The 12,253-nt window shown below is 68.4% G+C and carries 8 protein-coding genes and 2 pseudogenes; 6 read left to right on the forward strand and 4 right to left on the reverse strand.

Annotated elements, in window-relative coordinates; translation table 11 throughout:
* Window positions 1-383 precede the first annotated feature (383 nt).
* Together ctaD and leuA are read right to left on the reverse strand one after the other, a co-directional pair.
* Window positions 384-2,122 (reverse strand): annotated as a pseudogene (gene ctaD / locus ACFTWF_RS08490) (cytochrome c oxidase subunit I).
* A 156-nt stretch (window positions 2,123-2,278) separates the two neighbouring features.
* The gene (leuA, locus tag ACFTWF_RS08495) at window positions 2,279-4,087 is read right to left on the reverse strand and encodes a 2-isopropylmalate synthase (RefSeq protein WP_378460795.1); all 1,809 of its coding nucleotides are present in this window, start codon (window positions 4,085-4,087) and stop codon (window positions 2,279-2,281) included.
* Window positions 4,088-4,290: 203 nt separating this feature from the next.
* Here leuA and ACFTWF_RS08500 point away from each other — a divergent pair, with 203 nt between their 5' ends.
* Both ACFTWF_RS08500 and ACFTWF_RS08505 read left to right on the forward strand, forming a co-directional pair.
* Entirely contained in the window at window positions 4,291-5,313 is a 1,023-nt protein-coding gene (locus tag ACFTWF_RS08500; RefSeq protein WP_378460796.1) for a hypothetical protein, read from the forward strand.
* A gap of 1 nt (window position 5,314) precedes the next feature.
* On the forward strand, window positions 5,315-5,668 hold the full coding sequence (locus tag ACFTWF_RS08505; RefSeq protein WP_378460797.1) for a hypothetical protein: 354 nt from the start codon (window positions 5,315-5,317) through the stop codon (window positions 5,666-5,668).
* A 42-nt stretch (window positions 5,669-5,710) separates the two neighbouring features.
* Here the strand turns inward: ACFTWF_RS08505 and ACFTWF_RS08510 are convergent, their stop codons facing one another.
* The gene (locus ACFTWF_RS08510; RefSeq protein ID WP_378460798.1) at window positions 5,711-6,676 is read right to left on the reverse strand and encodes a pirin family protein; all 966 of its coding nucleotides are present in this window, start codon (window positions 6,674-6,676) and stop codon (window positions 5,711-5,713) included.
* A 137-nt stretch (window positions 6,677-6,813) separates the two neighbouring features.
* Complete coding sequence (locus tag ACFTWF_RS08515; RefSeq protein ID WP_378460799.1) at window positions 6,814-7,224, reverse strand: DUF732 domain-containing protein; 411 nt, start codon at window positions 7,222-7,224, stop codon at window positions 6,814-6,816.
* A 275-nt stretch (window positions 7,225-7,499) separates the two neighbouring features.
* Here ACFTWF_RS08515 and ACFTWF_RS08520 point away from each other — a divergent pair, with 275 nt between their 5' ends.
* From ACFTWF_RS08520 to ACFTWF_RS08535, 4 genes and pseudogenes are all read left to right on the forward strand, one after another.
* Window positions 7,500-8,288 carry a putative protein N(5)-glutamine methyltransferase gene (locus ACFTWF_RS08520; protein ID WP_378460800.1) on the forward strand — a complete coding sequence of 263 codons (789 nt, stop codon included), beginning with the start codon at window positions 7,500-7,502 and terminating at the stop codon, window positions 8,286-8,288.
* Window positions 8,289-8,437: 149 nt separating this feature from the next.
* Window positions 8,438-10,003: an FUSC family protein gene (locus ACFTWF_RS08525; protein WP_378460801.1), complete on the forward strand. Its 1,566-nt coding sequence runs from the start codon at window positions 8,438-8,440 to the stop codon at window positions 10,001-10,003.
* A 37-nt stretch (window positions 10,004-10,040) separates the two neighbouring features.
* Window positions 10,041-12,009 (forward strand): annotated as a pseudogene (gene ggt / locus ACFTWF_RS08530) (gamma-glutamyltransferase).
* 46 nt (window positions 12,010-12,055) lie between these two features.
* Entirely contained in the window at window positions 12,056-12,247 is a 192-nt protein-coding gene (locus ACFTWF_RS08535; protein WP_378460802.1) for a hypothetical protein, read from the forward strand.
* The last annotated feature ends 6 nt before the right edge of the window (window positions 12,248-12,253 follow it).

The following is a 12,253-nucleotide window of genomic DNA, read 5'->3' on the forward strand; positions in this document are numbered from 1 at the left end:
CCGCAGAGTGTTTCGATGGCCAAGGCCATGTCCGCCGAGGACTGGGTGCCGCCTTCGCGGACACGTGCACCCCTGCACAACCCACTCGAACTACCACCAGGGGCGCCCCGAACGCGATCGTCGAACCTGCGTCGTTGCAGGGCCGATGCTCGGGGAATGCGAGCATAACGTCGAAAATTTGTACCCGCGCGTAACTTCTGCGAGGGCCCGATCGGCTTGTCAAGTCTTCAAGAACTTGCGTGTCGACCCTACGAGAGAGTAAGAAGGCCGGAATTCCGTCGAGCTGGGCGTCCGCCGACGAGGTATCTGCAACCCGTTGTCACAGAGTCGGTTTCGTCCGGTTTGTCGAGATGTTCTCGGAGAAGCGAACTTTCACAAAGAAGTTACTGGCGGTTCACCTTCGGGTCCGCGGACGCGGGTTCGGTTGCGTGCGCCACCGCGCCCCGCACACCCACGTGCGCCTCGCGGTGCATCCGGTCGACCATGTGCGGGTAGTGCAGCTCGAACGCCGGGCGCTCGGAGCGGATGCGCGGCAACTCGGTGAAGTTGTGCCGCGGCGGCGGGCAGCTGGTGGCCCACTCGAGCGAGTTGCCGAAACCCCACGGGTCGTCCACCGTGACCACCTCGCCGTAGCGGTAGCTCTTGAAGACGTTCCAGACGAACGGCACCGTCGACGCTCCCAGGACGAACGCGAACACGGTCGAGACCGAGTTGAGAACGGTGAACCCGTCCGAGGGCAGGTAGTCGGCGTAGCGGCGCGGCATCCCCTCGGCGCCGAGCCAGTGCTGGACGAGGAACGTGCCGTGGAAACCGGTGAACGTGGTCCAGAAGTGCCACTTGCCGAGCCGTTCGTCCAGCATGCGCCCGGTCATCTTGGGGAACCAGAAGTAGATGCCGGCGTAGGTGGCGAACACGATCGTCCCGAACAGGACGTAATGGAAGTGGGCGATCACGAAGTAACTGTCCGTGACGTGGAAGTCCAGGGGCGGGCTCGCGAGGATGACGCCGGTGAGGCCGCCGAAGATGAACGTGATCAGGAAGCCCAGCGAGAACAACATCGGCGTCTCGAACGTCAGCTGACCCTTCCACATGGTGCCGATCCAGTTGAAGATCTTCACGCCCGTCGGGACGGCGATCAGGAACGTCATGAACGAGAAGAACGGCAACAGGACGGCGCCGGTGGCGTACATGTGGTGCGCCCATACCGCGATCGACAGGGCCGCGATGGCGATCGTGGCGTAGACGAGACCGCTGTACCCGAACAGCGGCTTGCGGCTGAACACCGGGAAGATCTCCGAGACGATGCCGAAGAACGGCAGCGCGACGATATACACCTCCGGGTGGCCGAAGAACCAGAACAGGTGCTGCCACAGCAGCACACCACCCGTCGCCGGATCGTACAGATTGGCGCCGAGGTGACGGTCGACGAACAGGCCCATCAGCGCGGCCGTGAGGATGGGGAACGCCACCAGGATGAGGATGCTGGTGATGAAGATGTTCCACGTGAAGATCGGCATCCGGAACATGATCATGCCGGGGCGCGCAGGCAGATGACGGTGGTGATCATGTTGACACCACCGAGGATGGTGCCGAGACCGGACAGCGCCAGCCCCGTGATCCAGAGGTCCGCGCCGACACCCGGCGAATGCAGTGTGCTCGTCAGCGGCGAGTACGCCGTCCAGCCGAAGTCCGCGGCGCCACCCGGCGTGATGAACCCGGCGATCGCGATGGTGCCGCCGAACAGGAACGCCCAGTAGCTGAACGCGTTGAGGCGGGGAAACGCCACGTCGGGGGCGCCGATCTGCAGCGGCAGGATGTAGTTGGCGAACCCGAACACGATCGGCGTCGCGTACAGCAGCAGCATGATCGTGCCGTGCATCGTGAACAGCTGGTTGTACTGCTCGTTCGACAGGAACTGCAGCCCCGGGACCGCGAGTTCGCCGCGGATCAGCAGCGCCATCAGGCCACCGGCCATGAAGAACGCGAACGACGTGATCAGGTACAGGATGCCCAGGTCCTTGGGATCCGTCGTCGTGATCATCTTGTAGAAGAAGCTGCCCTTGCGGCGGCGCCGGGCCGGATACGGACGGACCGGGAGATGCTGTGGAATTGCCAGATTCACGACGCCCCCCGAAGGGTCCGAGGCGGTTCGGGTCCGGTGTGGACTCCGTTACCAGGGTAGTCACCCGGAGCCGCAGACGGAGCTTTTTTCCGGGCCGGACACGACGCTGCCGCAGGTGCGCGGGGTGCGCCTGCGGCAGCGGGGGAGCGAGAGCGGTCAGTGCGCCCGGTTGACCGCCGAGACGACGGCGCGCAGCGACGCGGTGGTGATCGACGTCGCGATGCCGACACCCCAGACCACGGTGTTCCGTCCGTCGGGAGCGGTCACGGCGCACTCGACGTAGGCGGCCGCCTGCGCATCGTCACCGGCCGACATGGCGTGCTCGGAGTAGTCGAGCACACGCACGTCGAAGTCGATCGTGGCGAGCGCGTCGACGAAGGCGGCGAGCGGGCCGTTGCCCGAACCCGAGATCTCGTGCTCCTTGCCGTTCACCTTCACCGTCGCGGTGATGGAGTCGGTGCCGCCGTCCTCCTCGGCCGCCGTGACCTTCTGCTTCATCCGCTCGAGCGGATTGATCGGCGCCAGGTACTCCTCGTGGAAGACGTCCCACATCTCCTTGGGCGACACCTCGCCGCCCTCGCCGTCCGTGATCCGCTGGACGGCCTGCGAGAACTCGATCTGCAGGCGGCGCGGCAGCACCAGCCCGTGATCGGCCTTCATGATGTACGCGACGCCGCCCTTGCCGGACTGCGAGTTGACGCGGATGACGGCCTCATACGTGCGGCCCACGTCCTTCGGGTCGATCGGCAGGTACGGAACCGCCCACAGGATGTCGTCGACGTCGGCGTCCTGCGAGTCGGCGTCGAACTTCATCGCGTCGAGGCCCTTGTTGATCGCGTCCTGGTGGCTGCCGGAGAACGCGGTGTACACGAGGTCGCCGCCGTACGGGTGACGTTCGTGGACGGGCAGCTGGTTGCAGTACTCGACGGTGCGGCGGATCTCGTCGATGTTGGAGAAGTCGATCTGCGGGTCGACGCCCCGGGTGAACATGTTGAGCCCGAGCGTGACCAGGCACACGTTGCCGGTGCGCTCGCCGTTGCCGAACAGGCAGCCCTCGATGCGGTCGGCGCCGGCCTGGTAGCCGAGTTCGGCGGCGGCCACGCCCGTGCCGCGGTCGTTGTGGGGGTGCAGCGACAGGATGACCGAGTCGCGGCGCGCCAGGTTACGGTGCATCCACTCGATGGAGTCGGCGTACACGTTCGGCGTCGCCATCTCGACGGTGGCGGGCAGGTTGAGGATCACCGGGTTCTGCGGCGTCGGCTGCAGCACCTCCGTGACGGCGTCGCACACCTCCTTGGCGTACTGCAGTTCGGTGCCCGTGTACGACTCGGGGGAGTACTCCCAGCGCCACTGCGTGTCCGGGTACTTCTTCGCCTCTTCGAGGGCCAGGGTCGCCGCGTCGGTCGCGATCTTCTTGATCACGTCGCGCTCGGCCTTGAACACCACCCGCCGCTGCAGGATGGACGTCGAATTGTAGAAGTGGACGATCACCTTGTTCGCGCCCTCACAGGCCTCGAACGTGCGCTTGATCAGCTCCGGCCGGGACTGCGTCAGCACCTGGATGGTGACGTCGTCGGGGATCGCGCCGTCCTCGATGATCTCGCGGACGAAGTCGAAGTCGGTCTGGCTCGCCGACGGGAACCCGACCTCGATCTCCTTGTAGCCCATCCGCACCAGCAGTTCGAACATGCGGCGCTTGCGGGCGGGGCTCATCGGGTCGATCAGGGCCTGGTTGCCGTCCCGGAGGTCGACGGCGCACCACTGCGGGGCGCGGTCGATGACCTTGTCGGGCCACGTGCGATCCGGCAGCGACACCGGCTCCACTTCCTCGGAGAAGGAGCGGTAGCGGAACGTCGGCATCGACGAATTCTTCTGCGTGTTCCATTCCGGCTGATCGGAGGGAGCAGGCTTGGAAGGCGGCGTGATGGTGCGCGTTCCGGAGGTAAAGGCGTCAGCGGGGGACATGGGTTTGATCTCCAGGTTCGATGTGGACTTTCTGAGTCCAACGGCTGTGTCGACCGGCGCACGAGAAACCCCGCGACGGGAAGCCAGTCTGGATCAGACCCCGTCGCGGCAACCAAGGAGGAGTGCGCGCTGCATACTCAGCACTGTACTCCGGGCATCGTCGTTCGCGTGCCGGGGTTCGAAGTCCGAGTGAGGAGAGAGCGGTGGGCCGCAGCGCGACGGTGGTATCTCCGCTGGTGGCCGCCCTTTTTGTGGTTCTCCTGGTGTCGTGTTCCGGTGCGGTCGAGGGGTCGCCGGGCGTCGTCGGAGTCGGCGAGCCGATCTACGGACGGCCGGTCAGCGAACACACCCGGGCGGAACTGGCCGTCGCCGCCGCGGCTCGCGACATCGCGCCGTGCGGGCTGCTCGACGAGGATCTGGTGGGGTCGTTCGGACAGGTCACCGCGTTCGGGCTCGTCGGCGACCTGTCGACGTGCCACGCCGAGTTGGTGCCTCCGCGCGGCACTCCCGCCAACCCCGTCTGGGTCGAGGTGTCGGTGGGCGAACGCGAACCCACCGAGCGCACCGGAGCCGGTACGGCGACGGCCGGCATCGAGGTGCGGCCCGCGGCCGGCGCGCTCCCGGGCACGTGCACCCTCTACTTCTCGCTGCCCCCGGTGCCGGGACCGCAGGACGGCGTCGGAGGGCGCTGGGGCCACGTGTCGTATCTCGACGGGGCAGGCGGCACGGGTGATTCCGCTGCCGGCGACGACTGCGCGGAGGCGCGCACGGTGCTCGGCTCGGTGACGGACAGGCTGCGTTCCCCGGCCCGAACAGCCACGGATCTCCCTCTCGCGCAGCAGGATCCGTGCCGCGTGGTCGAGAAGATGTCCGAGCGTGGAGTCGAGGCGTTCGCGCCGGGCAGCCGCCCCTACGAATGTCTGCTGACCCTCCGCGGCGGCGCCGACGCGTCCGTGCAACTGGCGCTGTCGCCGGAACCGCCGCGCACCGGCGGTCCCGAGACGGTCGAACTCGACGGTAAGTCGTTCACGTTCTTCCGGGACGCGCTCTCGTGCCACTACTACTTCTATCCGGGTGCCGTATTCGACACCAACCTGCCGTCGAGCCCGGCCAGTGAACGGGACAAACGGAGCAATCGGCTCACGGCGTCCGTGGCGGCGTCCGCGCCCAGCTGCGACGACGCGGAAACCCTGGTGCTCGCGTCGGCCGAGATGTTCGACTACTGACATGAACACACAGGTCGATGTCGCCCGGGCCTACCTGGACGCGTTGCTCAGCCACGACGGAAACGCGGTGCCCATCGAACCGCGGGCGGTCCGGTACGAGGTGGGCCTGAAGACGGCGTTCTCCGGAAATCACCTGCGCCGAAGCCTGTCCGGCGGCCCCCAGTACCGGCTGATCCGGGCGATCCGCGACTGCGTGTGGTCGGTCGACGGCGACGACGTCACCGCCGACTACCTCCTCGATGCCGGACTGTTCGGCCGCACCCTCGTGACGGTCCGGGTGGTCGAGACATTCCGGATCCCCCCGGACGACTTGCGAATCCGCCGCATCGACGCGAGGATCCACTTCCGTACGTGAGTGGCAATGTGTGCTCCGGGACGCATTGCCACTCACCTGGCGTCAGCTCAGCGTTTCGTGCGCCGCGGGAACGGAACCCAGCCGTCCGGCCTGGAAGTCCTCGAACGCCTGCATCACCTCGGCCCGGGTGTTCATGACGAACGGTCCGGCCATCGCGACGGGCTCCCGGATCGGCTTGCCGCCGAGGACGAATACCTCGAACGACTCGGTCCGCGAATCCTGGGTGTCGGCCGCGGCGATCGTCAGGGTGTCGCCGCGCCCGTAGACCGCGGTCTGCCCCATCCGGATCGGCCTGCGCTCCGAACCCACGAGCCCCTCGCCCGCGAGAACGTAAGCAAGGGCGTTGAATTCGGGGTTCCATGGCAGTGTCAGGCTCGCACCCGGCGCGACTGTCGCATGGACGAGGCTGATCGGCGTGTACGTGGATCCGGGACCGTGGTGGCCGTCGACCTCACCGGCGATCACACGAACGAGTGCGCCGCCGTCCGCCGACGACAGCAGGGCCACCTTCTGCCCCGTGATGTCCTGGTACCGGGGTGCGGCCATCTTGTTGTCGCGCGGCAGGTTGACCCACAGTTGGACGCCGTGGAACAGGCCGCCGCTCATCACCAGATGCTCGGGCGGGGTCTCGATGTGCAGGATGCCGCCACCCGCGGTCATCCACTGCGTGTCGCCGCCGCCGATGGTCCCGCCGCCGCCGTTGGAATCCTGGTGCTCCATGATCCCGTCGATCATGTAGGTGACGGTCTCGAAGCCGCGGTGCGGATGCCACGGCGTGCCCTTGGGTTCGCCGGGGGCGTAGTCGACCTCACCCATCTGGTCCATGTGGATGAACGGGTCGAGGGCGGACAGGTCGATGCCGGCGAACGCGCGGCGCACCGGGAAGCCTTCGCCCTCGTATCCGACCGGGGCGGTGGTGAGCGACCGGATCGGGCGGTCGACGGCGCCGGGAGCAGGTGCGTCGATACGCGGCAGGGCAAGGATGTTGTCGACCGTCACGGCAGGCATGGGGTGTCTCCTCGTACTCAGGTAATTGATTCTTCAACTACTTCATGGTGTGTAACACCCGAAGGGGAAATAAATTCCCCGTGCGCCTTTTTGGTAGCTGCAGCAACCAGAAAGGCGCACGGGCGCGAAGCGCCTAACTAGTTGAGGACGTTCTCGTGATCGGGGCAGTACCGGGTGATCGCGCCGATGATGTACGGGTAGACGCCGTCGTTGGTGAGCATCGGCACCCACTCCTCACGCACCTGGTCGAGGGGCTTGCCCGCGTCGAGCGCGGTGCAGATCTCGCCGGCCTGATGCACCGCCAGGTCGTCGTCGGTGACGGTCTGGCCGTTCGCTCGCAGGTAGGTCAGGTAGTCGGCGGCGGTCTGCGGGTCGTCGGCTACGGCGAACACGCGGCTTCCGGGGGCCGTCGCAGCGGTGGTCCGCGCCGCCACGGAGGCGGAAGCGGACGTCGTCTCGGATGCTGCGGTGTCGGTGTCGCCACCGCACGCGGTGAGGATCGCCGCGGAGCAGACGGTGAGGGCGGTCAGAGCAAGGGTGCGGCGCATGGGGCGTGTGATTCCTTTCGAGGCCTGTGACGGCGACGATCGTATCGTCCGCGACGCCGCGGGTCCCGGCGGCGAGCAACCCGGGGTGACCCGGTAATTCCGCTGCCCGTCGGCGGTGGGTGCAGGTAGTGTGGCCAGTCCGAGCAGGATCCGAATCGAGGAGGTGAGACCCGTGTCCGTTCGTTCAGGTCGGGTGCTCTCACCCCGCGACCGCGCGGTCTTACCGACATAAGGTGACCGGGAGAGCGCCCATCGGCATTCCGAAAGGCTCTCCCATGTCAGTGTCTCTGTCACCGTCCCTCGAATTCGTCCTCGTCACGAGGCTGCGCGCCGCCGGTTGTGTGTTCGCCGAGGACGAGGCGCGGTTGATCGTCTCGGCCGCCCGGACGTCGGACGAACTCTCGTCGATGCTGGACCGTCGCGTCGCCGGCGTGCCACTCGAGCACGTCCTCGGCTGGGCGGAGTTCTGCGGGCTGCGGATCGCGGTGGATCCGCGGGTGTTCGTGCCCCGCCGCCGCACCGCGTTCCTCGTCGAGCAGGCCGCCGCCCTCGCGCCGCCGAACGCTGTCGTGGTCGACCTGTGCTGCGGTTCGGGGGCGGTCGGGGCCGCGCTGGCCGACGCGCTCGATCGGATCGAGTTGTATGCGGTGGACATCGACCCCGCCGCGGTCCGGTGCGCACGGCGCAACGTTCCGGATCCCGGCCGGGTCTTCGAGGGCGATCTGTACGCGCCGTTGCCGACCTCGTTGACGGGACGCGTCGACATCCTGGTGGCCAACGCCCCGTACGTTCCGACCGAGGCTATCCGATTGATGCCGCCGGAGGCGCGGCTCCACGAACCGCGGGTCTCGCTCGACGGCGGCGCGGACGGCCTCGACATCCAGCGCCGGGTCACCGCCGGGGCGCGGAGTCGGCTCGCGCCCGGAGGGCATCTCCTCATCGAGACCAGCGAGAAGCAGGCGCCGCACACCGCCGGCGCATTCGCCGATGCGGGGTTGACGACCTGGGTCGAAAGTTCGGACGAGACGGGCGCCACCGTCGTCGTCGGCACCAACCCCAGGTGAGTGGCAAAGCGTCCGGGAGCACTCGTTGCCACTCACCTGGGACGTGAGATGCACCTCAACGACTGTCTGGAGTGACCCGCCCCCTCGTATTCTGTGTGCTCGTGTCGGTAGGTGCGCAGGATCGAGGGACCGGGTCGCGGGACCACGGTGTGCCGATCCCTGCGCCGGCCCCGGCACGATCGTTGCTTCTGGGGGTGCCGCGGCAGGGGCGCCGGTGGCCGGGTGTGGTGCGGGCCGGGGTGGCCGTCGCGTTGCCCGCACTCGCCGGAGTCGCGCTCGGACATCCGGCGGTCGCCGCGACCGCGACGGTGGGTGCATTCGCCGTCGTCTACGGCGAGGGCCGGGCCTACCGGGTGCGCTGGCGGGTGGTGTCGATCGCCGCGGCGGTGATGGTGGTGCTGGCCGGTGTGGGCGCCGCGGTCGGCGCTTTCGTGCACGACGCGACGGCGGCGGGCGGCTCCGCGCTGTGGTGGATGGCGCTGGTCCTGGCGATGACGGTCGTCGTCGCCGTCTGCGCTTTCGTCGTCGACGGACTACGGCTCGGGGCGCCGGGTGCCTTCCTTCCCCTGCTCACCGTCGAGATCTCGTCCGCGCTGCCCGCGCTCGGTGTCGCCGTGACGGAGGTGCTGGCCTGGTCGGCGTTGGGGGCGGCGTCGGCGTTGATCGTGTCGATGGCGGGTGCGGTGGCGCGTCCGCGCACCCCCGAGCGCGCCGCCGTCGGGACCGCGGTCGCCGCCGTCGACGCCGCGCTCTCCGGCACGGGGTCGCCGACGGCCCGCCGGGACGCGGTGCGGTCGCTGCACGCCGCGTGGCAATGCCTGCACGACGCTGCCCTCGGCGGCCGTGACCACCCGCTGACCCGCTCGTTGCGGTCGGCGCATCTGCGTTTCGCGGCCGCCGTGACCGGCCGCGAATCCGATCACGCCTCGACGATCGACGACCTCCGGCCGCAGGTGCCGCTGGCGAGGCCGTCCATCCGCTACCGGCTCACGCGGGCGGCCCATCTGCGGGGGCGGTCCTGGACCATCGTCGCGCGACTGCTGGTCGCGTGCCCGGCGGCGGGTCTCCTGGCGCTGGGGCTGGGTGTGGGACGGCCCGACTGGGCGGTGATCACCGCGGCGATGATCCTGCATCAGGGCCCGGACCGGGTGCTCGGAACGTATCGCGGGCTGCACCGGTTCGTGGGAACGGTGCTCGGTCTCGTTCTCTTCGCGGCGCTGGCGTCGCTCGACCTGTCCCCGGCCGCGCTGGTGCTCGTCGTGGCGGTCCTGATGGCGGGGATCGAGGCGTTCCTCGTTCGCAACTACGGGCTGGCGATGATGTTCATCACCCCGCTCGCTCTCGTGCTCGGTGGCCTAGGGACCCACGTCGACCTCATGGTGGTCACCCGGGACCGGCTTCTCGAAACCGTGCTCGGCGTGGCGGTGGCGATTGCGGTGCTGTGGGCGGTGCTTCCGGGTTCGTACCGCCGGATCCTGCGGGACGCGGACGAACAGGTCGCCACCACGATCGGTCGGATCGGCGATGCCCGCGACCCGGTTGCCGTCGCCGAACTCGGCCGCGACCTGGAGTTCGATCTGCACGCGTCCACGACGGCCGCGATCATCGCCGCCCACACCGATCCGGTCTGGACCCGCACCCGCTGGCCCGAGCACCACCACCTCCACGAGCTGGGCTACCGAATCCTCACCCGGAACTTCGGACCTCGGCTTTAGCCGGTTTTCGCAGGATCCCCGCTGTTAGGGTTCATCGATGGGTCCTGTGACGGGAATCGGAACAGCAATTCGGGCCTCGTTGGCCGCCGCCCTGTGCGTCGGCATGCTGGCCGCGTGCGCGTCGGACGAGGAGCCGCAGAGCGACCCCGCGGCCACGTGCGCGGACGTCCCCAACGGCACCCCGATCACCGCGGCGCCGCCGCCCGGTCCGGCGCCGGCCACCCAGAATCTGGCGACCAACCCCGAGATCGCGACGGTGTACCGCTCCGGGATGACGCCCGTCGAGACGGCGTCGTACGCGGTGTCCACCGCCAACCCGGTGTCGACGCAGGCCGCGTGCGAGGTGCTGCGGGACGGGGGAACGGCCGCGGACGCGCTGATCGTGGCCCAGACGGTGCTCGGTCTCGTCGAACCGCAGTCCTCCGGGATCGGTGGCGGGGCGTTCCTGCTGTACTACGACGCCGGGCAGAACAGTGTCGAGGCCTACGACGGGCGTGAGGTCGCGCCGATGGCGGCGACGGAGAACTACCTGCGCTGGATCAGCGACACCGACCGCACCGAGCCCAAGCCCGACGCGCGCGCGAGTGGACGGTCGATCGGAGTTCCCGGCGTGGTGCGGATGCTCGAGATGGCGCATCGCGAGCACGGACGGGACCAGTGGCGGGACCTGTTCGACCCGGCGATCGCACTCGCCGACCAGGGTCTCGAGATCAGCCCCCGGATGGCTGGGCAGATCGCCGAGTCCGCGCCCGACCTGGCCGTCGACGAAGCGTCGAAGGCGTACTTCCTCAATCCGGACGGCAGCCCGAAGCCGGCCGGGACCAAGCTGACGAACCCCGCCATGGCCAAGACCCTCGGGGCGATCGCGGCGGGCGGCGCCGACGCCTTCTACACCGGCGCCATCGCCCAGGGCATCGTCGATGCGACGGCCACGGCAACGGGCGGTCGCACCCCCGGCCAGATGACCCTCGACGACCTCGCGAACTACCAGGCGAAGAAGCGGACCCCGCTGTGCACGCCGTACCGGGACCACGAGATCTGCGGCATGCCGAACCCCTCGTCCGGTGGCACGGCGGTCGCGGCGACGCTGGGCATCCTGTCGAACTTCGACCTGTCGCAGTACGGTCCGACGAACCTCGACGACAACGGCGGAAAGCCGACGGCGGAGGCCGTGCATCTCATCTCGGAGGCGGAGCGTCTCGCGTACGCGGATCGGGACAAGTACGTCGCGGACTCGGATTTCGTTCCGCTGCCCGGCAATTCCGTCGACACGTTGCTGAACGAGGACTACCTGAAGCAGCGGGCCGCCCTCATCGACCCGGGCAAGAGCATGGGTACCGCGCAACCCGGCAACTTCGGTCCCGTTCCGCTGGGTGTGCAACCGCAGGACAGGGAACACGGCACCAGCCACATCTCGATCGCCGACAAGTACGGCAACGTGGCGTCGATGACGACGACGGTGGAATCGGCGTTCGGGTCGTTCCACATGACGGACGGCTTCGTGCTCAACAATCAGCTCACCGACTTCTCCGCTCAGCCGGTCGGACCGGACGGGGCGCCGGTCGCGAACCGGGTCGAACCGGGTAAGCGTCCGCGGAGTTCGATGGCGCCGACGCTCGTCTTCGACCGCGGCAGCGATGGTTCGCGCGGAGACGTCCAGTACGTGACGGGTTCCCCGGGCGGTTCGGTGATCATCCAGTTCGTCGTGAAAACGCTCGTGGGGATGCTGGATTGGGGTCTGAATCCGCAGCAGGCCGTGTCGGCGGTCGACTTCGGGGCGGCGAACACCCCGGTCACCGGTGTCGGCGGCGAGCATCCGAACATCGATGCGGTCGACGACGGTGCCGGCGACCCGTTGATCGCGCAACTCCGGGCGATGGGACATCAGGTGTCGGTCGCCCCGCAGTCCAGTGGGCTCAGTGCGCTGCAGCGCCAGGATTCGGGGTGGGTCGGCGGAAGCGGACCCGCGACGGGAGGGCGCCGTGATGGGTGACGGCACGGGGTAGCCGGTTCGGATGGTTCAGACCCCGCCGTGCGGGGAACCCGTCGACCATGGCGAAATACCGAGTGATCGATCCGCAGGGCAGCGTCGTCGAGACGAAGGAGATCCCGAGCGCCGACGATGCGCACGCGTGGTTCGTCGACGCCCGCGCAGACAATTCCGAACTCGGCTGGCGGATGGAGGTCGACGAGGATGGCACCTGGGCGTTCTTCGACGACACCGAGGGTGCCACGGAGCGATAGAGACCC

The organism is Rhodococcus sp. NPDC056960 (assembly GCF_042674125.1).
Lineage (GTDB): Bacteria > Actinomycetota > Actinomycetes > Mycobacteriales > Mycobacteriaceae > Rhodococcus_F.